Annotated in this window: 20 protein-coding genes and 2 pseudogenes; 13 read left to right on the top strand and 9 right to left on the bottom strand. The window is 36.5% G+C overall.

Annotation, left to right across the window (positions count from 1 at the left end; all coding sequences use genetic code 11):
• The first annotated feature begins 72 nt into the window (after positions 1–72).
• From FXV91_RS09925 to FXV91_RS09890, 8 genes are all read left to right on the top strand, one after another.
• Positions 73–213 carry a hypothetical protein gene (locus tag FXV91_RS09925; RefSeq protein WP_229390424.1) on the top strand — a complete coding sequence of 47 codons (141 nt, stop codon included), beginning with the start codon at positions 73–75 and terminating at the stop codon, positions 211–213.
• On the top strand, positions 210–848 hold the full coding sequence (locus FXV91_RS09920) for a hypothetical protein (RefSeq protein ID WP_229390423.1): 639 nt from the start codon (positions 210–212) through the stop codon (positions 846–848). The genes FXV91_RS09925 and FXV91_RS09920 overlap by 4 nt, the downstream gene beginning before the upstream one ends.
• Positions 849–859: 11 nt before the next feature.
• On the top strand, positions 860–1,063 hold the full coding sequence (locus tag FXV91_RS09915; RefSeq protein WP_229390422.1) for a hypothetical protein: 204 nt from the start codon (positions 860–862) through the stop codon (positions 1,061–1,063).
• Positions 1,060–1,419: an HNH endonuclease gene (locus FXV91_RS09910; RefSeq protein ID WP_229390421.1), complete on the top strand. Its 360-nt coding sequence runs from the start codon at positions 1,060–1,062 to the stop codon at positions 1,417–1,419. The genes FXV91_RS09915 and FXV91_RS09910 overlap by 4 nt, the downstream gene beginning before the upstream one ends.
• Entirely contained in the window at positions 1,385–4,069 is a 2,685-nt protein-coding gene (locus tag FXV91_RS09905; RefSeq protein WP_229390420.1) for a hypothetical protein, read from the top strand. The genes FXV91_RS09910 and FXV91_RS09905 overlap by 35 nt, the downstream gene beginning before the upstream one ends.
• Before the next feature lie 211 nt (positions 4,070–4,280).
• A complete protein-coding gene (locus FXV91_RS09900) occupies positions 4,281–6,563 on the top strand; it encodes a HEAT repeat domain-containing protein (protein ID WP_229390419.1) in 2,283 nt (760 codons plus the stop codon).
• Positions 6,564–6,811: 248 nt separating this feature from the next.
• Positions 6,812–8,611, top strand: a complete 1,800-nt coding sequence (locus FXV91_RS09895) for a HEAT repeat domain-containing protein (RefSeq protein ID WP_229390418.1) — start codon at positions 6,812–6,814, stop codon at positions 8,609–8,611.
• Positions 8,612–9,144: 533 nt separating this feature from the next.
• Entirely contained in the window at positions 9,145–9,837 is a 693-nt protein-coding gene (locus tag FXV91_RS09890) for a hypothetical protein (protein ID WP_229390417.1), read from the top strand.
• Positions 9,838–10,536: 699 nt separating this feature from the next.
• On the opposite strand, the gene FXV91_RS09885 is transcribed toward FXV91_RS09890, so the two are convergent.
• Positions 10,537–11,613 (bottom strand): hypothetical protein, encoded by a 1,077-nt coding sequence (locus FXV91_RS09885; protein WP_229390416.1) that lies wholly within the window; start codon positions 11,611–11,613, stop codon positions 10,537–10,539.
• Between the two features lie 201 nt (positions 11,614–11,814).
• On the opposite strand from FXV91_RS09885, the gene FXV91_RS09880 reads away from it, so the two are divergent.
• A complete protein-coding gene (locus FXV91_RS09880; RefSeq protein WP_229390415.1) occupies positions 11,815–12,240 on the top strand; it encodes a hypothetical protein in 426 nt (141 codons plus the stop codon).
• Between the two features lie 141 nt (positions 12,241–12,381).
• Here FXV91_RS09880 and FXV91_RS09875 read toward each other — a convergent pair whose 3' ends face one another.
• A complete protein-coding gene (locus tag FXV91_RS09875) occupies positions 12,382–12,735 on the bottom strand; it encodes a hypothetical protein (RefSeq protein WP_229390414.1) in 354 nt (117 codons plus the stop codon).
• Between the two features lie 679 nt (positions 12,736–13,414).
• Here FXV91_RS09875 and FXV91_RS09870 point away from each other — a divergent pair.
• The gene (locus FXV91_RS09870; RefSeq protein ID WP_229390413.1) at positions 13,415–13,954 is read left to right on the top strand and encodes a hypothetical protein; all 540 of its coding nucleotides are present in this window, start codon (positions 13,415–13,417) and stop codon (positions 13,952–13,954) included.
• A gap of 715 nt (positions 13,955–14,669) precedes the next feature.
• Here FXV91_RS09870 and FXV91_RS20210 read toward each other — a convergent pair.
• The 4 genes and pseudogenes from FXV91_RS20210 to FXV91_RS09860 form a co-directional block, all read right to left on the bottom strand.
• Positions 14,670–14,924: a hypothetical protein gene (locus FXV91_RS20210; protein ID WP_345945494.1), complete on the bottom strand. Its 255-nt coding sequence runs from the start codon at positions 14,922–14,924 to the stop codon at positions 14,670–14,672.
• Positions 14,925–14,955: 31 nt separating this feature from the next.
• Positions 14,956–15,316 (bottom strand): annotated as a pseudogene (cas1, locus tag FXV91_RS20205) (CRISPR-associated endonuclease Cas1).
• A 58-nt stretch (positions 15,317–15,374) separates the two neighbouring features.
• A pseudogene (locus FXV91_RS20200) lies at positions 15,375–15,581 on the bottom strand (CRISPR-associated endonuclease Cas1); the annotation flags it as partial.
• A gap of 111 nt (positions 15,582–15,692) precedes the next feature.
• On the bottom strand, positions 15,693–16,574 hold the full coding sequence (locus FXV91_RS09860) for a carotenoid biosynthesis protein (protein WP_229390412.1): 882 nt from the start codon (positions 16,572–16,574) through the stop codon (positions 15,693–15,695).
• A gap of 389 nt (positions 16,575–16,963) precedes the next feature.
• On the opposite strand from FXV91_RS09860, the gene FXV91_RS09855 reads away from it, so the two are divergent.
• On the top strand, positions 16,964–17,728 hold the full coding sequence (locus tag FXV91_RS09855) for a hypothetical protein (protein WP_229390411.1): 765 nt from the start codon (positions 16,964–16,966) through the stop codon (positions 17,726–17,728).
• A gap of 508 nt (positions 17,729–18,236) precedes the next feature.
• On the opposite strand, the gene FXV91_RS09850 is transcribed toward FXV91_RS09855, so the two are convergent.
• The 3 genes from FXV91_RS09850 to htpX all read right to left on the bottom strand — a co-directional run bounded on the left by FXV91_RS09850 (position 18,237) and on the right by htpX (position 20,617).
• On the bottom strand, positions 18,237–18,767 hold the full coding sequence (locus tag FXV91_RS09850) for a metal-dependent hydrolase (RefSeq protein WP_229390410.1): 531 nt from the start codon (positions 18,765–18,767) through the stop codon (positions 18,237–18,239).
• A 241-nt stretch (positions 18,768–19,008) separates the two neighbouring features.
• Positions 19,009–19,638: a hypothetical protein gene (locus FXV91_RS09845; RefSeq protein ID WP_229390409.1), complete on the bottom strand. Its 630-nt coding sequence runs from the start codon at positions 19,636–19,638 to the stop codon at positions 19,009–19,011.
• Positions 19,639–19,732: 94 nt separating this feature from the next.
• Positions 19,733–20,617 (bottom strand): zinc metalloprotease HtpX, encoded by an 885-nt coding sequence (gene htpX, locus FXV91_RS09840; protein WP_229390408.1) that lies wholly within the window; start codon positions 20,615–20,617, stop codon positions 19,733–19,735.
• 860 nt (positions 20,618–21,477) lie between these two features.
• Between htpX and FXV91_RS09835 the strand changes: the two genes are divergently transcribed.
• Together FXV91_RS09835 and FXV91_RS09830 are read left to right on the top strand one after the other, a co-directional pair.
• Positions 21,478–22,281: an ATP-binding cassette domain-containing protein gene (locus FXV91_RS09835; RefSeq protein WP_229390407.1), complete on the top strand. Its 804-nt coding sequence runs from the start codon at positions 21,478–21,480 to the stop codon at positions 22,279–22,281.
• A complete protein-coding gene (locus tag FXV91_RS09830) occupies positions 22,278–23,030 on the top strand; it encodes an ABC transporter permease (protein WP_229390406.1) in 753 nt (250 codons plus the stop codon). Before FXV91_RS09835 ends, FXV91_RS09830 begins: the two co-directional genes overlap by 4 nt.
• The last annotated feature ends 280 nt before the right edge of the window (positions 23,031–23,310 follow it).

Below are 23,310 nucleotides of genomic sequence, written 5' to 3'. Positions count from 1 at the left end.
TTAGATATATCACTTTTGCTATCAAAATAGCTATCAAATACCTATATAAAAACTGGTCATATTTTATGATACATGGCAAAAAAAATCCGATTATTAGTCAGTTTACCCTTTTACCTCAAGGAGAAACTGGAAAAGAAGTCGAAAGAATTTGGATGCTCTCAAGCTGAAGTTATGAGAACAGCTTTCATAAGAATGATGGAGGCTGACAAGTGAGCAGGCCACGATTTTCCAAAGACTATAGAACTTATGGCGAATGGAAGAAAGCACAGCCCAGAGATTCCAAGTATGCTAAAGAAATCATCAGGAAACATGAGTACTTTCCTGACAGAAGCCTGAGTCAGCTTAGAAAAACTCGGATATCAGACTATGAGTTGAGTAATCGTGCATGGGATAGTCTTTCAGCTCAGGACAAGAGAGATAGAAACCTAGCTATCCAAGTTTTGAGAGAAATGAGGAAGGATGGAAATCTTACTTCTGTGCTTGAAAAAATGGGCTTAAGAACAGAATTTGCACTCAAGCATCTTGGAAAGAATCTGTACAAATCAGGAGCAAATTGGAAAGTTACAGCTTCAGATTCCATCCAGATTGGAATGTTGATCTACTCCACAGAAGGGCAAAAAACGATTATCACAGCCAGTTCTAAGGATAGGTCTTTGATCGGAGAGTATTTTGCCTGTGTTCAGAAAGCTGTAAAAAACAATGATCCTTCTGTCCTTGACAAATTCAAAGATATTCAGATAGTAGATGCTAAAGGCAAAACTCATCATTTTGAGACAGATCTTCAAGCTCTCTATGAGATAATGGAAGCACAGGAGGAGCCAGAATTTTTGGAAATTTACCAGGACTAAGAGGTGAAACCATGGATAAAGAAACCTATCAAAAATGTTTAAAAGAGGACATTAGGAATGGAAAAGCTGTCCCTCGTTGTAGAATGTGTGGAAGAGAGGGTTCAGTTGTATTGGAAAAACATCAAATTTTTACAAGAGCAGGTTCCGAAAGGAAAGAGTTACTGTGTAAAAACTGCTATGCCAAAATTACAAACAATAGGAAGCGAGCCAAATGAGCAAAGAAACTAATCAAAAAAATATAACGGAAAATAAGCAAAATGAAGAGTCAGATCTTCATTGCAATATTTGTTGGGAATTTGATCATGAGGAATTTGAGGAACATCATATCTTCGGGAGAAGTAATTCTGACCTTGTAACAACTCTTTGCAAAAATTGCCATGCCATAATTACAGCTGAACAAAATAAAGTACCTCGAAAATCCAGGTCAAAAAATGCCTCGTATCTGGAAAAGGTAGCTTTTCAGCTGATAAGCGTCGGAGCATATCTAAGGGAAATTGGAAAACAGTTAATCAAACTTGGTCATGAGCTGATAGACTATGCCCAAAATTGCAGTTCGCCCCTTCACTCGTAAACCAGGAAAGCCTAAAGCAAAATGGAGTTTTAAAATCCTCAGAGATCCTTTAATGCATTCAAGGTTACTGGTTTTTGATACGGAAACTATTACAGATCAGAAACAAAACCTCACAATTGGATCTTTTCAGATCTTCCATAACGGCTATTTTCAGTTTGAGGGTTTGTTCTATGATCCAACAAACTTGAGTGAAAAGGAAATAAAAACCGTAGAAAAGTATGCAAGAAAACATGATATAAGCCTGTATTCCCTGGACGAGTTTGTAGACGATGTTTTTTATCCTGAAATCTTTAGGCTTAAAACCCTCTGTGTTGGATTTAATCTGGCCTTTGACTTAAGCAGGCTAGCAAAGAGATCAGGAGATTCAAAAGGTAGAAACAGGGGAGGCTTTACCCTTACCCTCTCAGATGACCCTTTCAACCCACCTATAGTAATTAAAAAGCTTGGAGATGCCTACAGTTTCAGATTCACAACTACCAAGCAAAACAAAGGAGAGAATTATTTCTCAGGTTATTTTCTGGACGTCCAAAAAATAGCTGAAGTTCTCCTTCAGAAAAAAGAAACCAGGCACATTTCCCTTGAGCAAGCAGCAAAGATGCTTAACACTCCTACTCAGAAGATGAAGGGAGTTAAACATGGAAAGGTTACTGAAAAGTACATTGATTACAACATTACTGATGTTGACGCTACCTATGAAGTATATGAGGCACTAATTAAGGAACTCAAGGTTTATCAGATTCGCATACCTCCAACGAAAATTTATAGTGAAGCTTCCATTGGAAAACATGCTCTTGAGCAGTTAGGAGTAAAACCGTTCCTGGAAATGAATCCAAATTTTCCAGATGAAGTCATTGGACATATAATGTCTTCCTATTATGGAGGAAGAACAGAGTGTAAAATCAGGAAAGTACCCACAAAGGTTACAGTTCTTGATTTTACAAGCATGTATCCTACAGTTATTATGTTAATGGGAATCTGGGAATATATAATAGCTGAAAGTCTGGAAATTAAGGACGTTACGGAGGAAATTAAGGAGTTCCTTTCAAGCCTGAAGCTTTCAGATCTTCAGAACCAGGACATATGGAAATTGCTTAATGTTATGGTTAAAATTCAGCCTGACGAAGATATTCTACCTACTAGGATGGATTTCAAAGAAGACAACACAGGACTTAATGTAGGAATCAATTATCTGAGTTCCAGTTCTGAGATGTGCTATTCTTTACCTGATGTTATAGGTTCATACCTCCTTACTGGTAAGGTTCCAAAGATCATAGAGGCTGTGAAATTCATTCCTAAAGGGATACAGAAGGGATTAAAGAAAACAAAGATTCTTGGAATTGATATTGATCCTGAAAAAGACAACGTTATCCAGGTACTTGTAGAAGAAAGACAAAAGATCAAAGGACAGTTAAAGAAGATTGATAAAAAGGAACCTGAATTTCAGCAGTTATCAAGCAGAGCTCAGGCTATGAAGATCCTTGTTAATGCTCTCGGCTATGGAATATTCATTGAGCTTAACCCAGAAGATAAGAAAAGTAAAATTGAAGTTTATGGGCTTGAGAGTTTTGTGACAGGAGAAAACAGGTTTGAGGAGCCTGGCAAGTATTTTCATCCTCTCCTTGGTGCTATGATTACCTCAGGAGCCAGGCTTTTCTTAACCATGGCTGAAGCCAGGTTAAAAGAGCTTGGAGTTATCCACGCTTACACGGATACTGATTCTGTGTTTGTGCCTCCTGAAAGAGCTAAGGAACTTTCAGAGTTCTTTCAACCTCTTAATCCCTATAACTTGGATATTCCTCTACTTAAACCTGAAAAAGAAAACCTCTGGTTTTATGGAATTTCCTCGAAAAGATATGCTCTGTATACTTATGAAAATGAAAAAATCAAATTTATGGAAGATGAACGATCTTACAAGCTTCATGGGCTAGGACACTTGACAAATCCTTTTCCTAAATCAATTGAGGATTGGCAGGCTGAAATATGGGAAGATATTCTTAAACTGCATTATGGGCTGATTACTGAAAGGGATATTGAGGAGAAATATTCTAACTTTTATGCAATTTCTCAGCTTGTAGTTGCTACTTCCAATCTATTGAACAGGTTCAAGAAGCTGAATAAAGGGAAAGACTGGAAAGAGCAGATAAAGCCTTTTAACTTTTTCCTTGTAGCATTTCAGGCAATTATTGAAAACGGTAAGGCCGTCAAGCCTCTGGCTCCGTTTACAAAGGATTACCAGAAGATAGTCTACGAACCATTCATTGATTATGAAACTGGAGAAACCAAAGAAGGATCTAAGTATTTTAAACCGCTGAGTAGAACAATTTTGCAGTATATTGATCATCTTGAAAACAAGTTTGAGGGCGATATTGGAGTTTTAGAGAGAAAACACATTCGAGCTGACGGCTTGATTTACATTGGAAAGGAAGCAAACAATATTGAGGACCAGCCTTTGGGTGTAGAAAAGCCGCAGCTTTTCATTGATGAAGAAAAGATAAAGAACATTATTTTGGCTTTAACCCCTGAAGAAGCCAGAAAAATAGGAATCGAGTCCAAAAATGGATTAAATTATCTAAAGAAAAAAGCGAGGGAGGGAAAGTTAAATTTTAATTCCAAAAATGTGAAAAAAATTCTAAAATATTATTACTCTTGAATGTGTGAATATAAGCCAACATTATTAATTCCGGTCCCATGAAGCTGGTTTATTGACTAGCTTCATGAATACATCAGGGAAAATTCGGGTTTTTTTGAGTTAAACAACCAAGTTATACAACACTCAAGTTAAACAACACTCAAGTTAAACAACAACCAAAAAGAAAAAGTTTTAAATATTAAGTTTTATCGAAACTCATGGTGTTGGGCAGTTGATAGATCAAGAGAAAATTCACAACCAATATTTTAATAAGTGGGAAGAATGTAACGAGGCATTGGATAAGTTAAGAAATAAATTTTCATCGTTGCCAGATAAGCAACAGGCATGGAATAACTTACATAAATTGACAACTGATGAAGACGGTCGTGTAAGATCTGACGCTGCTGAAGCTCTTGGTTTTGCATATTTCCACGTGCCGGATAAGCAACAGGCGTGGAACGACTTACATAAATTGACTAATGATGAATACTGGTATGTGAGATATAGGGTTTCTGATGCTCTTGGTTCTGCATATTTCCACGTGCCGGATAAGCAACAGGCGTGGAACGACTTACGTAAATTGACCACTGATGAAAACAGTAACGTGAGGCCTAGGGCCGCCGAAGCCCTTGGTTCCGCGTTTCCCCACATGCCGGATAAACAACAGGCATGGAACGACTTACATAAATTGACTAATGATGAAGACAGAAATATTAGATTTTGGACCGCCATTGCTCTTGGTTCTGCATTTTCCCATATGCCGGATAAGCAACAGGCGTGGAACGACTTACATAAATTGACTACTGATGAAAATAGTTATGTGAGGTCTGGGGCTGCCAATGCTCTTGGTTTTGCATTTTACCACATGTCGGATAAGCAACAGACGTGGAACGACTTACATAAATTGACTACTGATGAAAACAGTTATGTGAGATCTAGAGCCGCCATTGCTTTTGGTTTTGCATTTTCCCACATGCCGGATAAACAACAGGCTTGGAACGACTTACATAAATTGACTACTGATGAAAATAGTTATGTGAGGTCTGGGGCTGCCAATGCTCTTAGCTCTGCATTTTTCCACGTGCCGGATAAGCAACAGGCGTGGAACGACTTACATAGATTAATTTGTGATGAAAACAGTGATGTGAGGTCTAGAGCCGCCATTGCTTTTGGTTCTGCATTTTCCCACATGCCGGATAAACAACAGGCGTGTAACGACTTATATAAATTGACTAATGACGAAGACTGGGAGGTGCGAACCTATACGAATCACTCTCTTGGAAAAGTTTCTATCTTTAAGGCTTCCCAGTCAGAAAATAAAGAAGATTACAAGAATGAATTGGAAAAAGCTATTGAGTTTTTCGAAAAGTCAGCACAAGAATCAAATAAAAGCTGGGTTAATCCAGCTCAGTTTTGCCTTCCTTTTTATCGTTCATTCCATACAATAATTTTCAAAAAGCAGGAGGCAAAAGAAGAAGTTGACAAATATCTGGCAGAAGCTAAATATGCCGTTGGCAGTTCAAAAAGCAAAGAATTGCTCTTTGAAGTTGTTGAAAACCTCTCAGAAGCATTAAAAGAAGTCCAGAATTTGGAGAATCTAGACTTGGAGATAAAGAAAAGTCAGCTTAATTTTTATAGAAGACATTGTGATCGTGCAGAAGAACTGATGAAAGATGCTGAAGAATTAGCACCTTTTGCAACAATAGCTATGAAAAAAGGGCTGCCTATTCTTGACAGAAATCTAAAAGAGCTTCTCGAAGAAATTCAAAATAAAGCAAAGATAGCTTGCAAGGAATCGAAAGGAACTGCTAAGGAAGAAATTGCTTGCGCTGTCAGTAAGGAAGTTCAGAAATGGGAAATTGGTGGTAGTCAAGAAGAAGTAGCGCAAAAAGTAGAAGACATTGCTTGTATTTTAAAAATTAAAGTTAAAGACTTTCCCGAAAATGAGTATTTTCTAAACAAGATTGAAGCAATGAGGCATGAAACAAATCTTATGAAGCAGCTTGAGACTATGAGCTATGTGATTGGATCAATCCCCACTGTGAGAGTAGTTTCAGAGCAAGAATTAGACCAAAAGTTAGATGAAAAATTTCAAAAATTTGACCTCATCTTCGGTGAAATTATTTACATTAAAGATAAGTTGAGTTGCATAAGCTTTGATATTTCAAAAATCAAACTGAATTCGGCTGATGTTATATCAAATCTCAAATCCATAAAAGAGGAATTGGAAAAACTGAGTAAGATAGAAGGCCTAAATACAATCTCTATCGAAAAATTGGATTCCATACAGGCTGAGAAGCTAAATGGTTTAAACAATGATATTTTCAAACGCTTGGAAGAGATCAAAATTTTAGTATATGAATCTTCTAAAGATAACTATGAACTATATAAAGAATATTCTGAAAGGGTTGACGAGTTTAAACAATCAAAATATGATAGAATACTTCAAAGATTCTCAGCAGCAATTTCACTGATTAATTTTGCAACTACTATACTAGTTAAAATAGCTCATTGAAAATTAATCTATAAATGAGTTAGGTTTCAAAGTAAATAGTATAAGCCAACATTATTAATTCCGGCTCCATGAAGCTGGTTTATTGACTAGCTTCATGAATAAGCTATTGAAAAAAAAAAACCTGGATTTTAAGTTAAACAACACTTAAGTTAAACAACAACCAAGTTAAATAACACTCGAGTTAAACAACAAGCAAAAAGAAACTGTTTTAAGCATTAAGATTTATCGAAACCTATGGTGTTAGGCAGTTGATAGACCAAGAGGAGATTCACAAACATTGCCTAAGTGATGATCTCATAGAACGCTATGAGGCGTTGAATCAATTAAAAGATAATTTTCCACAACTACCAGATAAACAACAAGCTTGGAATGACTTACATAAATTGACCAATGATCAAGACATTTATGTAAGGAGGAAAGCCGCCCCTGCCCTCGGTTTTATGTTTTCTGAAGTTCCAGATAAACAACAGGCATGGAACGACTTACACAGACTTACCAGTGATGAAGACAGTTATGTAAGGATGGAGGCCTCCTTTGCCCTTGGTTCTGCGTTTTCTCATGTGCCAGATAAACAACAGGCGTGGAACGATTTGCATAGACTTACCAGTGATGAGAGAAGTGATGTAAGGATGGAGGTCGCCGATGTCCTTGGTTCTATTTTTCCTGAAGTTCCAGATAAACAACAGGCATGGAACGACTTAATTCAATTAACCACAAATAAATACAGTTCAGTGAGAGCCTATGCAAACCACTCTCTTGGAAAGGTTTCTATATTCAAGGCATCCACAGCAGAAAAAGAAGAAGATTATAAACAGGAATTGGAAAAAGCAATCTCATTTTTTGAAAAAGCAGCACAGGGGCCGAGATGGGATAATCCTTCTCAGTTTTGTCTCCATTTTTATCGTTCTTTCCATATAATAATTTTCAAAAAGCAGGAGGCAAAAGAAGAAGTTGACAAATATCTGGCAGAAGCTAAATATGCCGTTGGCAGTTCAAAAAGCAAAGAATTGCTCTTTGAAGCTATTAATAACCTTGCGAATGCACTAAAAGAAGTCCAGAATCTAGAAAATCTGGACTTTGGGGCAAAAAAAGATGAACTTAGTTTTTATAGAAAATATTGTGATCATGCAGCTGAACTAATGAGAAACACCGATAAAAAGACACCGTTTGCGACAGAAGTTCTGAGAAAAGGATTACCAATATTGGACAGACATTTAAAAGAGCTTCTAAAAGAAATCCAAGAAAAAGCAAAGACCGTATGCAAAGAAGCGAAAGGAACTGATACAGAAGACATTGCATGTGAAATCAATGGAGAAGTTCAGAAATGGGAAGTTAGTAGTCAGGAGGAAATGACACAAAGAGTAGAGGATCTTGCTTATTTGTTGAAAATGAAAGTAGCAGATCTTCCTGAAAATAGATATCTTCTAAACAAGATTGAGGTAATGAAAAACGAAAGAGATCTGGCGAAACAATATGATGCCTTGCTTTTTGTGCTTGGGCAGATCCCTACGATGAAAGTAGTCCCAGCGCAAAAGTTAGATGGTAAACTTCTTGAATTTAGAGAAGATATGAAAAGTGAAATAATAGGTGCTAAAAAAGAAATAATAGGTGAAATTGTCAGTGCTAAAGAAGAAGTAACAGCTGAAATTGTCAATACTAAAGATAAATTAAGTTGTATGAGTTTTAACATTTCTAACATTGGATTAAATTATTCTAATGTTATTTTGATGCTCAGCACAGTTAAAGCAGATGTTGAAAACCTAAACAAGATATCACAACTAGGCATTAATTCTGACGAAGTATCAAACTCTAATTTAGCTAAACAAATAGATGATTTAAACAAAATCTTACAAGATCGCTTGGATGAACTTGAAAAGTCGATTAGCTATCTTCCTCAAAACGATAAAACAATGGAGATTCTAAGTAAATTGAATGAATCTAAACAATCAAAGTTAGGTGATTTAGTCCAAACACCTGCAAGTATAGTTACATTTATTGGATTTATGATTCAAATAATACAGCTGTGTCAACAGTATAAGCTGATTTAGGCGTATATAGATAAAAAAAAGTATTAACTTAAAGAAATCTAGTTTTCTGTCTGAATAATTCTTTCGTATTCAGCAATCTGCTCTACTATATTTGCAAGCTTGAACATTTATCTCATTATACTCTTATCACTAAATACACTTTGCGTACTTTATTCAATTAATATGCCTGCTTAGCTTTATAAACTGTCTTACCGTTTTTTTCTGCTTCTTGTAAAACCAGTATCTTCAACTTTTTCTATTTCGATATAACTTAAATGCTTTCTACTGCTATTTGTGAAGTATCTTAGTATGTAGATTTGACCCAAACAGGTATTATAAAGCGCTCAAAACTGATATTAAAACACCACATATTTCACTTGGATTTTAAGTTAAACAACACTTAAGTTAAACAACAACCAAGTTAAACAACAAGTTCGCTGAGAATAATGAACTATGGTGGAAGTTTTGGTAACTTCAGTTTATGTATGTGTATCTGGACACCTTAATCAACACATCAAAAAATTTATTAAATAGATGCATAGTATACTTATTCGATGAGTGATCCTACGTGGTTGCCTGCAACAATAATGCAAACAATTGGGGCATTGTATGGAATATTCATAGCGATCTTTATTTTGGTACTTCAAAGTCTATTCAATTATAAGAAGGATATTGAGTTAAATCCATTAAGGAAACTAAATAAAACAAAAGAAGAACAAAGAAAGTTTAATGACAAATTTAACTCTACAATCGATTTATTTAAAAGCTTATTCGTTATTCTTGCTTATTTTGTAATTTCCGTTGAAATGTACAACGGCATGCTTGTTTATTTCATCTCTGACTCTATATTTGAAAAATTTAATTGGCTTTTACTTATCTCATATCTTTTCTTTATAGTTCTCCTTGTGTACATAATTTGTTTTTCTTATTACATGATTTCTTTTTTTATTTCTTTAGAACAGGATACTCCCCATTTTTATAATATTACCTTTTTCAAGAGAATTTGTAAAATTGACTTTTTAGATACAACTGCTATACTCGCTTGTATTTTCATATCTATAACAATTTATGCTCATACATATAAAAAACTTAACCAACCACCGTTATTTGCTTTTGTTTTTTCAATCATTGTATTTTTATTATTAACCCTAAAAATTTGGGGGGGTGAAATTTGGGAAAAGATGCGAGAAGTTAAAAACTTCGAAAAACACAATCTAAAACAGGTGTTACCGGAAAAAAAATGCTGAAGTTGATAGATAAAATAATGAATTATCATTATCAAAGTCCACTGATCCCGGAAAACTTGCAAAGAGCCGGGCTCGATCTGAGGGGCTAGAAAGGCACAATTCCAAGCTAAGGGCAGAACTTGAGAAGGTGGCACAGGATAAATATACAATACAAAAACTTTCACTTATTTTAACAAATTTATGAAAAAAACGTATTTTTTGGTCGAGGCAACTTTCTAAAAATTGAGTAATGCATCTGCAAAAGGTAAGAAATTTAATTTTATTATAAACCATTTATTATAAAACGTATTATTTATTCACATGGTAAATTTTTGAAAAATAGAGGTTGTGATTACTCTGCAAAAATTGATATTTTTATTTATTTGACTTTATAGAAAAGAACGAATTTTAGTTAAGGTAATTTTTAGAAAAAGCAGTGCTGTGAAAATTTGTCAGTAACGCACTAAAAATTCAAGATCCCTATTACCCCGCACTAAATTAAGGGGATATAGGGATCTCGAATATTTTGTACGCTTGTGCAGAAGTTATGCACAACCATTAATTTTCAAAATTGCCCTAGCTAAAATTAATTCTTTTCTATAAAGTCAGATTAATAAAAAAGCAAATTTTTTGAATGCTTTTGTAGAAATGATCACAGCCCTACTTTTAAGAAACCAAGTTTATTGCTTTATTCTTCTGTTCGTTTCCACTAGGAGTTAATTATGATTCGTATATTATATACTTAAGAAATACACTAAGTAATTCCCTTGGTTTCGAAAAAGCATAATTTGTTGCATAAATTACAATAAGTGAAAGAGCAGCTTTGGCGTTGGTGTTAGGAACGATATTCCCATACTCCTCAAGGATATGATATATTCCATATATATTCAGAGTTATGAAAAGCGAGGTAATTATACTTAAATACTTGCAATAAAAATCTATGCCTTTATCAATTTTGTTTTTATTAAGAAACGTTGTAATATTAAACCCGTAAATTTCTCTCAGATTGGAAAAAATATAGGCAGGAATAAAAATAAAAATTATATTCAGCAAAAAAAATGTAATTGTAAACCGGTCATTCATAGTTAAAACAACAGTGAGAAATTCTTTAGAGATAGTGTCCCTCAAAACAACAAACGTAATAATTACCGGCTCTATAATCCATATGGCTGAAAAATAGTAAATAAAAGATCTATAATAGATTTCTGCCATTTTATAATTAAACATTTTTTCTATTAAACTTCGATATCTAGATTCTCCAGTCTTTGTTTCGTTTTTCTCTACTTCGAAATGACTACTCATTTTATTAATTATTTGAGAGTAAGATAAATTGAAAAAGCCTTTCTTTATCTCATATGCACAAAATAAAGAATATAAAGTGTACGTCAACAAAATTATTGATACACAAAATATTCCTGTTACGTAAGACTGAGCGTGAATTAACTGATACTCCTTCAAGTTTATTACATTATTATTGAATATGTAATATATTTCAGGAGGCATAAAAACTCCATACGTTATCACATAAAAAAACGCTATGGACACATATACAGTGGCATATACTAATAGGATATGAATAATAAAAAGAGGAACTAAATATTTAGGTTTAATAAATTTTTCTTCGGGCTTTGAATTTCTTAGTAAAATATAATTCAAAGGAAAAATAAAGCAAGTAAAAGCTATCCCGGCTATTATAATGAACTCAGTAAATACCTCTAAATTCACTGAAGAGAAGTTTCCCAATAGCAATTCATTGAGCTGTCCTGCTACGATTAATGATCCATATACAGAAATCATCAAAATTAAAGTTAAAAAAAATAATAGTATTATCAACAGCCAGATGTTTATATTAATTTTAAATATTCTGAAGAACTTTTTAAACAGTGATGCCACAGATCCAGATATTTAGTACGAATATATAAAGTAATATGTTTAGTATTGAGACAAATATATTAACGAATGTTCAGGATCAGAAGTCACTATACGGAAGTACAAGCAATGTTAGATACAGGAATAGCAATGCTCTCACTCATCCTGTCAATGGTAGCGATAATATATACGAAAAACGAAAAAGAAATCAGAAACTTAGAAGATAGCCTTGACAAATTTTACTATCCGTTAAAAGAAAGTATGGAATCAAATCCATGTAAGATTACAAAAGAAATGACAATACGGCGTGACTTAGCAGAGAAAGAAACAATAACAAATCTCGAAGCTTATATCGATGATATAAAGAGCAACAAAGTGACTTTTGAAAAACTAGAAGAACTAAATTTAACAATTGAAGAATCAGATGAACGTTTAGAAAAATGGAAGATACATAAGAACCAAATTACAGAACCAAAATACAAAGAGCTATTAGAACATATATCAACCACGATAAGTAATAAAGAAAAAAGATTAGATAAACTAAGAAAAAGATGATAAACGCAACTTTAAATTCCAACAGATAAACACTTTGAAAACAAAACGCAACATAGATTAGCTTGCTTATTGTTTAACTGAAAATTCAAGTTTTCCATAGCTTAATCACGAAGCTAGTCAACTAGCTTCATGACATCAGGTTTAATAAATTGGATCATGCTCACATATTGATGTATAGTAATAGTTTATGATTTTTCTCACATTTTTGGAATTAAAATTTAACTTTCCCTCTTTCGCATTTTTCTTAAGATACTTTAGCTCACTCCTATGCTTAATCCCTATTTTTCTGGCGTCCTCAGGAGTCAAATCCAAAATAAAGTTTGTTATCTCTTCCTCATTAATGAAAACTTGAGGCTTGATAACGTCCAAAGGCTGATCTTCAATATTATTTGCTTCCTTTCCAATATAGATCAACCCATCAGCTTGAATATATTTTCTATCTAAAATTCCAATATTACCCTCGAACTTATTTTCTGGGTGCTCAACATACTGCATGATGGTTCTGCTTAATGGTTTGAAATATTGAGATCCTTCCTTAACTTCCCCAGTTTCATAATCAATAAATGGTTCATGTACTATTTTCTGATAGTTTTTTGTGAAAGGAGCTAAAGGCTTAACGACCTTACCGTTTTCCTCAAATGCTTGGGTACCTACAAGGCAGAAGTTAAAAGGCTTAATCTGCTCTTTCCAAGGCTTTCCCTTTATTCAGCTTCTTGAACCTGTTCAACACATTGGAAGTAGCAACTACAAGCTGAGAAATTACATAAAAGTTAGAATATTTCTCCTCAATATTCCTTTCAGTAACCTGCCCATAATGTAGTTTGAGAATATCTTGCCAGATCTCTGCCTGCTAATCTCAACTGAGTTAGTAAATGGATTTATTGTAGTAATGTCCATAAGTTATTAATCAATTCTGAAAAAGCGAGCATATAGACCTCATTTATGAAAAACATGACATATCTATTATTTATTCTTGATTAATATATTGACACCTTATGTACCACTGCGTAACTAATTTTAGTGATATAACAATTACGTAAATTTAATAGACTAGTTATCTTATTCTTAATAAATAATGTAAATAAATAATAATATATTATTATTTATTTGCTAGCTATTATATGAAGGAGATAATATGAAAAATCTATATAAGATATTACTATTCCTTGTTCTCTTGCTTTCAATGGCAGTGAACGTAGACGCGCTAGAACAAAAAACAATGATTCGTGATGATCAAACCTACGCATCTGCATCTTGGACTGAAAAAGAAAGAAGTATAGTTACTGACACTAGTATGTCTGTAACCAAAAAAGATGATGGAACTTATATTTCTTTATCAGTATATACATATGACCAAATGACAGGTTATGGCTCTTACAAGTCAGGCTTCATGGTTACACAGGATAAAGTTTTCAAAATATCTAATACTCTAGATTCTGCAAGTCTATCTGAGATTGAGATGGAGATATATAACGGGAACACAGGTGAGAAAGAGATTTTGACCGTTAAAGCCGACTGGGTAGGTAAAGGTGATATTATTGGGGGTATCTCTAAGGATATGTCAAAATTCCCTGGCTATATATCGAGAACTAGTTTCAGTAATTTATATAGAGAGGCCACAGCTATAGGAAGCATAAATAATTGTGATATTGGAGAAAGTTACAACGCAGGTCTGTATAAAGACAAATCAACAATTTCAACAATGGAGAAATGAGCTTTGTAAAACCCTCTAAATACTTAAATCTATCAATACTTTATGAAAATCAGATTGAAATAAATCAGATTGAAATAACAAAGAGTAGCTTTTGATAAGATTGGTCAAGTTTATGCATTAGATTGGGAGGGTGGAGGGTATAAATATCCATTCTTTTTAAACTATATTTTTTGATAGTATGATTATAGGGGCTGTAGATGCAGTTATACATTAAGAAAGTCTTACCACAAAATATTAAATTGGTTCCAAGGAACAGAAAGGAAGACCCGAACCAAGGAGTCTCTAAAAAACGCTTTTTTTAAAAAATGATACAAATTTATTTTTAAAATCAAGGAACTCTTTTAAGTTAAAATTCACTGAATATATTCTATTAGCGTTTATATTATTAAAAAACTATATCTAAATATCTACAAGTTCAGCCTTCTCATATTCTTATTTTCATAGATAATTGCTAAATTTCCGCACTTTCTGATTTGAGTAGTTCTTTTTTGTGTAAATCTTCTAAGTCTCTAAAAATAAGAAAATGTATAGTAAATAAGTTGATCATAAGATCCACTTTTTTATTATTCAGAATTCAGTAATGCCCATATAATGAGAAACCCAATTAGCTATTTAAAATGTGGAATTCAAAAAGGCATATTTTGGGTTTTAGGATCCGCTCTATAATAACTCACAGAAAAGACTTAATATTCTAGTTCTCTAAAATCTAACCCTCCTAAGCCTTAACCTGACCCCCAGAAACTAAGTTTTCCCAAGCTTTAACCCTTTCTAAAACATGGCTGTTTAGAGTGAATGGTTTATCTGACATGGCGTTTTGCTTCATGTAATGTAGAGTCCCCTTAGAAAACCCTAGCTTTTTCCAATCTGAATAGGAAATATTCAGGGTCTTTTGCCTAATTTCGTGGGAATCAACTCTCTGACCCCCAAACTCGGGGAGAACAAAATCAAGTTCTTTAGTTTTCCCTGCCAAGTAATGAGATAACCCCCTGACCCCCTTAACCTCAGGTTGTAATTCTCAGTCGTGATAAGTCTTTCTTATCCATTGTTCCATTTTCAATCAGGTTGACAACTGCCAGGTCCACAAGGAATCTAAAAGTTTCCTGAAGGTCATAAGCTAAACTGTTCTTGCTTGGGTTCATCTCATGTAAAACCCTACATGAGCATTTAACCCAACAGTATTTATGGCTTTCAAGCATTCAGCCTCAAGCAGAGCATAGCCATAGTTCAGCATGTATTTACCATATCTCCTGAGCCCATAGGCCGCCTGTACTGATCTATCCTTGAACAGAACTCATATTTCTTAGGGATAGCTTTTGAAAATTCGTTCCAGTATTTCCAAGCCAGGCCTCCTTCAACCCCCATAACCTCTTTAATGGTTTTGGCCTCTTCTAACTTTTTGAGTTCATCCGAAATATCAAATTTAATTTATGGATACCTCAAGTTTAAGGTAATCAAGAAGTGCCTGGGACTTGTTAAACTTGGCCTCAATAAACTTCTTTGCTATCTCAAGCCTTTTTGCCTGATCTTCAAAAGCATGATACTGAGCAAATTTAATTTTTACATTTGTACTTTCAGGAGGAAGTATTGTTGTTAAAAGTTTTACACCCCAGTTGAGAATGGAAATCTGGACATTATTTTCCCCTCACTAATTAGATATGTTCGTTTGTAATGCTCCCTCGTTGGGTTGGCCCTTAAAAGACAGGCGTAAAAGGATTGTAAGGTGAGGTCAGTCAGTGGTCTAATTACCTGTTTTCTCTGTTTTGCTTTCTCTGTTAGACCGATACCAGTAATTTAGAGCATCTCGATGAAGCCCAACTGCTACTATGCTCATAACTATACTTACCACCAGCAAAAAGGGTGGGTCCAGGAGGGCGCCTGAAACTAATCCTGCTATCAGGAAGTAGGCATGAAATCCGAGAGGTACAAGAAAGACAAATGCAGCCTGAGACTGGACCGAGACTTCCGGGCGTAATGCCAAAACCAATAACAGAGCACTTCCTAAGACTGCAATGATAGTAGCGTAATGTATCAGGTCATTGGGAATGTTGGTAATGAGCTCGTTGGTAATAAGCACGCCTGTAGTGCCGCAGATTATAGCTCCTGCAGGGGAGAAACAGCGTCCCCAGAAGCCGGGAAGCTTTGATAGCAATCGAAGGCTTGCTGAAAATGAGAACACAACCCAGAACCATGCCCAGAAGTTGTTGTAAGGAACACCGAAGTACTGATAATCAAGACCTTTTCCCCAATCCCACATGCCCAGGCGGATGGCTACTGCATCCATGGAAAGGTCGATATTCAAGGCCATCAGGCCATCGAGCACCGGTCGTACCCATTCCGGAAGGTTGGTTTTATCGGAAAAGGAGCAAACGCTATAGATGATAGTTCCCCAGGCTACCCCAACGACCACAGGGACAGGCCCAAGCATTACAAGAAAGCGTCCGTATTCGTAGGCATCGAGCTGTTGGATTGTAGCCCATTCCAGCAGCAAGCCGAAAAGCACCCCGGCAAGAAATTGCCAGACTACATAGGAGCCTCGCTGCCATGCATTTTGCAGACAGGCCAGAAAGAGCACTAAAACCAGAATCTCGAAGGCGAGAAAGTATAGATTTAGCACGGGCATGCGCATTAAATACTAAATAACAGCTTAAAAAACTTGCGAAAATGTTTGATTACACAATCCCTCGCATAATGCCTCGTATATTGATAAGTAACGGACCAGTAAACAAAAAATAAGATTAATATCTATAGAGTAGAATCTACCGAGTATTATGATACACTTCCCCATTCGCAGCATGGAGTTGGCTAAAAATAATCCCCACAAATAAAAAAACCAAAATTCTGTCAGTCTTACTAACATTACTTGTTATCACAGCCTTATCCCTGTTCACATATTCTCAGATTACCAATGGTTATTGTACGGAAACCATACCCCCAGGCAATATCATTGCTATCTATCAGGTAGACCACACATATGGTGACCTTAATGCAGTTTATGCCAGAGGTGCTGGATTGGATATCGATTCCGAAAACTATGATCGGATGATAACCTACGAGGACATTCCTCATATTGCTTCAATGGACGGGATTGAAAATGTAATTCTTTATGATACCAGTTATTTAGATACCCTTATTTATAAGACTGCAAGCGAAGACAGATTACTGGATAAATTGAATCTCATTGCTGTACCTGAATCCATAGCACAGGATTATCTTCATCAGACTGTTATCCCCTACGGTACAGGATATCTGGAAGAAGGCAGGCTTCCTCGGGACGGCGTCCACGAAATTACAATTTCAAAGAAATTGCTGAAAAAGCACTTTGCATATACCGATGAAATGCTGACCCGGGCAATCGGCAGCAGGGTTAACTATGAAAATGAAACCTATACCATAGCAGGCATAAACAGCTATGATATTTGTTACGTCTCCTTTGATGCAAAAAGAAACTATGGACTCTATCAGTATGATGCGGACACTTTTAATGAATTTGTAACAAGGAATCTCGACTATAAGAAAACGAATGATTATTTTCATCCGGAATATGCAAACGAAATCTTCATCTATACAGCGGATGGCTCGGAAAAGTCAGTGTTGGACAAGCTTTTTCAAGAATATCCTGCAGAAAATTACATTTCCAGCGAATATGTTTCGGTATGGAAAAAGACATTTAACGAAAGTGTTCTGCGAAAAATAATCATCATCAATAGTATTGTTGTTACTTTACTGGGCGTTATCCTTCTGCTCTTAAACAAAAAGCCCACTTCAAAAGTGTAAATACAACTTAGAGCCTATCCGAAAAGTGTTGTGACCTGCTGTAACTTTTACAATTAGAGATATACAGGGCCTGAACAGATACTCGATATTATAGACCTATTGTGACTTTACAACGTGCCACTATTGACTTTTCGGATAGGCACTTAGTACAACAGTTGTATAACAGGTTCATATATTATAGATGTAATATCCTGAACAGGAGAAAAAAATCACATAGAGAAAAACAGAGGAAAAAGAATGAAAAAAAGAATGAAAAAAAAGAATGAAAAACCAGATACCTTGACAGCAGGACTTTACATAACAGGCTTCATAATATGCGGCTATTTCATTATAAAATTCATTCTGACCTTATAAACTGCTTTTTTACAATCTCATCCGAATTCTTTTCTCGCAGCTCTTTCAAAGTTCTTCTCTTATGATCTTATCTTCTTCTCTTACGATCTTATCTTCTTCTCTTACGATCTTATCTTCTTCTCTTACGGTCTTATCTTCTTCTCTTACGATCTCATCAGAGTTCTTCTCGACCTACAATTTTTTTTGACAAATAAAAAGCCAGAACAAACCCTATTACCACTCCCAGAATTTCAGTCATGTGGCTTTGCAAAAACTCAAGGTGGAAAGATTCTACCAGCATTTGCATTAAATGTTCCAGCCCAATGTAATCCCTTGAGTCTCTAGGAAAACTCCATCCAAACAGGGGCCAGAGGAAAGTTTGAGGATCTGACCCCATCTGATCTTCAAAAATGTGTAAAAGAGAGCCCGAAGTCAGGGAAAGCCCCCTTATGTCTCTCCTTTTTTCGTACAGGTATAAACCTATCAGAAAGAGAAGAAAGGAGAACAGCAGGGTATGACCTATAATGCGTCCGCTTGAAAAAGTTGAAGCAAAGATTACTTCGCCTATAGGCTTGTCTATTAGATCAGGCAGGATAGCTCCGATTGCCAGATACCTTGGGTCTATGATATTCCTTAATCTGGGTATAAAAATCCCAAGCCCAAAAAATATCCCGAGCGTAACGCCCAGATGTCCAAAGAGAAGCATTGAAAATTAAACTGTCTTTTTACATTTAAATATTGTCGGTTTCTATATAAACCTTAATTTTGGAAGGCAAAATGCAGAAACTTCAAAATAAAAGAAAATTTGAACTCAAATCAAATTAAAAAACAGAAAAAAGAACTGATAAAGGTCTGGAAAATTGAAAAGAGAATTAAAAGCTAAGGCTGAAAGAGAATTGAAAGCTAAGGCCGAAAATAGGAAAAAGGGAAAACTCAGATACGCCAGTTTAGAAAGGAATTCCCCAGAGAGGGTACCATTTTTCCACATTCTTCTCGACAGGCATTTCCCTTTCCATCTCTGACCTGAGTCTGAATTCAAAGGGGCTGTCTCTCTGCTTGCCTGCAAGCGGGATGAAGGGATAATAAGCTCCCTGTTTGAAGTTGTAAATCCAGTAGACAGCTTTTCTGCCGCCAGCTTTTCCACCGGTTTTTCCTTCATGTCCGGATGTCCCGGCTTCAGGTTCACTGTCAAACCTGTAAATGGCGCATAGAATCTGCTCGCCAAAGCCGCGGTCTTCAAGGGTCTGGCTCACAAGGTGGATATTTGCAACGAGATCTTCAAAATCAGGGTCCTTAAAAATAGCCCAGAGGAAATTGAACTCGTCTTTTTCCAGCCTGAACTCGGTTTCGGTTTCCTTTGAGCTGAACTCTAGAAGTTCCTGAATCTCCTTTCGGGCAGATTCATAAGATGTAGTCCCCATTGGCTTAAAGCAGATGCCTGCAGATCCCGAAGGTTTGAGGCCCAGATTGCTTTCCAGAGTGATGCTTGCTGTAGAGATCGCAAACAGTTTGTCACTCTTTGCTTTCGGGAGCCTGCTCCTCCCCATGACTGCATCCATAAAATCCCGCAAACCCATCTTAACTTATCTCCTTAATCATTCGTTTTTTAATCGATCCCGTTAGTCATTTCTTATTTAATTTACCTTTTTTGTTTTTTTATTTCCTCTTTTATTAACTCATTTCCTGCTGCATTTTTTCAAGCTGGGCTAACCTTTTCTCAACAGAAGGGTGAGTGGAAAAGATATTCATAAACGAAGAACCTGAGATTGCAGGGATAATGAAGAAGGCATTCATTCCCTCCACCTTCCTGAGGTCCTCGCTTGGCACCCTTTCCATGAGCCCGCTTATCTTCATAAGAGCAGAGGCAAGATTTGCAGGCTGCCCTGTAATGATTGCCGACCCCCGGTCTGCAGCAAATTCCCTGTAGCGGGAAAGGGCACGGATCAGCAGGAAGCTGATTACCCAGACTGCAATTGAAACTAACCAGACAAGTATAATGCCTCCTCCATCCCGCCGCCTATCTCCTCCCATATTTCCGAAGTAGAGGCTGTAGCGGACAATGTAGAAAGCCACCGTTGAGATGAAACTGGCAATCGTCAGGACAGCCATGTCCCTATTCTTGACATGGCTCAGTTCATGGGCAAGCACTGCCTCAAGTTCGGCTGGAGAGAGTTTTTCCATAATCCCTGTTGTGACTGCAACAACAGCTTTACTCGGGCTTCTGCCTGTGGCAAAGGCGTTTGGGACCCGGGTCTGGACAATTGCTACCTGTGGTTTTGGGAGGTCGGCTATTGCGCATAGCCTGGTTACCATACCATGCAGCTGCGGGGCTTCGCTTTCTGAGACAATGTGTGCTCCTGTTGTCCAGAGCACCATTTTGTCCGAATAAAAGTACTGAATGCCCATGAAAAGTCCGATAAATAAAATCATGAAAACCTGAGACGTTCCATAGTATGAAAGGAATGCAAGGAAAAAAAGGTAAACTACTGCCAGAAGAAACATCGTGAAAAGCATCCGTCCCTGAAGTCCCAGGTCCCTTTCCCATTTTCTTTTCATATTTAATTGCTCCCGCCTGTTAGATAGGCTGATAAATAAGATGACATTTGATGTGCCGAACTGAATGTAAGTAGTTGAGAATTAACGAATTCGTGAATTAATGAATCAATGAATTGATGAATTAATGAATAATATCTGACAGACAAGGATTAAATGATAAATATCATTGTAGATTCACAGGTATTATGGTAGATTCATAAATATCTGATAGACCATAAACTAAACGATAAGTATCGATATAATAAGTATCTGATATAATTATTGACTAATGGTTATCGAAGAGTAATCAATAAACAGATTCGAAGAACCAAAAGTTGAAACATCAATAATAGTAAATCGTGTCAACAATAGTAAGACGCGCAAATAATAGTAAGGCGTGGCTGCTGTTTCATCAAAACCAGAAAGCCTGCTCGTGTTGTCTTCAATAAAACATTTCCTCAAAGATTTAAACCCTTTCCTTTTTAAAAAAATAAGAGTAAAGCCGGAAACCGGTTTGAAGAGACAAAGCACAGCAGAAACAGATCCACAAAATACACAGAATTATAGCAGGATTCACATAACAGTAGTAGAATCCAGGTAATAGTAAGGGAATTTATATAATAGTAAAGTAATTCACATAATAGTAATGGAATCAACATAATAATAGCAGACGATTTAGAATTGAGATGTTATTTCAACAAAAGAGTTTATAAATAATGTCTTCATTTCCAGTAGCAGAAAGATATACTTTTAATAAATATCATTCTTTACATATATCTAATTAAACTGCTCAAGACCTTCTTTCAGGAGCAGGATACTTTTTACTTAGATATCTCTAAACTAATCCTTTCCTTATTAAAAAAATAATTTCAGGTCCAGTCATGCAAAACATACTCTCAGTCCAATCTCTGACAAAAAAATTCGAGGATTTTACGGCAGTGAAGGGCATCAGTTTTAATGTAGAAACAGGTTCGATTTTTGCTTTCCTCGGCCCTAACGGAGCAGGCAAGTCCACGACCATCAAGATGCTTACAACAGTCCTGAAACCCACGTCTGGAGAAATCCGAATTAACGGCTTTAATGCCCTGAAAGAACAGGATAATGCAAGGGCTTCTTTCGGGATCGTTTTTCAGGACCACAGCCTCGACGAAGAACTTACTGCATACGAAAACATGGAGTATCATGCCGTGATTTACAAAGTTCCCAGAAAAGAGAGGGAGGATAGGATCCGGCAGGCCCTTGAAATCGTAGGGTTATGGGAAAGAAGGAAAGATTATGTAAAAAAGTACTCTGGAGGAATGAAGCGCAGACTTGAGATTGCGCGGTCTCTTGTCCATTACCCGAAGATCCTTTTCCTGGACGAGCCTACTGTGGGACTTGACCCCCAGACGAGAAAGTCAATCTGGACCCATATAAAAAACCTGAATGAAGAAAGGGGTATGACGATTTTTCTGACTACTCACTATATGGACGAAGCCGAAGAGATAGCTGACGAAATAGCAATCATAGACCATGGAAAAATCATAGAGTCCGGCACCCTGGAAAAGATAAAAGAGAATACCGGTACCGAGTCCCTTGAAGAAGCCTTCCTCAAGCTTACAGGCAGGGACATACGAGACGAAAACGGAGGCGGAGGAAACAAAAGAAGGTTTATGAGAGGTATGGGAAGGAGGAGCAGGAATTGATCGAAGTAATTTACATCCTCTGGCTCAGGCAGCTCAAACACTACTGGCGCTCAAAAGCCCGGTTGATCGGGTCTCTCGGGCAGCCCCTTCTTTTTATGGTCGCTTTCGGGTTCGGTTTCGGGCCAATGTATACAAAAGCAAGCGGAGGAGCAAACTACATGGACTTCCTCGCACCCGGGATTATATCAATGTCAATCCTCTTTACAGCTGTCTTTTCAGGCCTGGAAGTAATCTGGGACAGGCAGTTCGGCTTTCTCAAAGAGACCCTCGTGGCTCCGATCTCAAGGACGGAAATCATGGTCGGAAAAACCCTTGGAGGCGCAACAATAGCCATGATCCAGGGCCTGATCGTGCTGAGCCTGACCTATGTACTGGGATTCAGGATTTCCAGCCTAGCCAGCCTTGGGTTTGGGTTAATTTTCATGTCCCTTATAGCAATTTTCTTTACAGGACTTGGCCTCGCCATAGCCTCAAAAATGAAAGATATGCACGGCTTCCAGCTGATCATGAACTTCCTGATAATGCCCATCTTCTTCCTGTCCGGTGCCCTCTTCCCCCTTGAAAACCTCCCCCCTGCAATCTATTTCATAAGCAGGATCGACCCCCTTACATATGGGGTTGACGGACTTCGAGGAGTCCTTGTCGGGATGAGCACATTTAGCATTTACAGTGATCTGGCGGTAATAGGTGCATTGTCAGCCCTTGTCTGTGCGATTGGAGCATTATTGTTTTCGAAACTTGAGGCCTGAGTGCCTCCTTCCAAAAAAATAAGGGTTTAAATAAGGGTTTAAAGACCCGAAATTCCTTTTAAAATAGTATGTGGTTATATAGCATTAAATCTTATTCGCAGGCATAATACATTGTACTATTTACGGCATTAAAGTATTCATCTCGCCTTCATTGTATGAATGGATGCATGCACATTATGTGTTTAATTAAGGGTTGAAGTAGATGTTTAATTAGGTGTCCAATTAAATGTGTCAAATTAATTATCTGTCAAATTAATTGTGTTAAATTAAATGAATACGG

Origin of the sequence: Methanosarcina sp. DH2 (assembly GCF_020804225.1) — an archaeon.
In the GTDB taxonomy this organism is placed as follows: Archaea; Halobacteriota; Methanosarcinia; order Methanosarcinales; family Methanosarcinaceae; genus Methanosarcina.
This window is presented reverse-complemented; position numbering and strand designations above follow the sequence as displayed.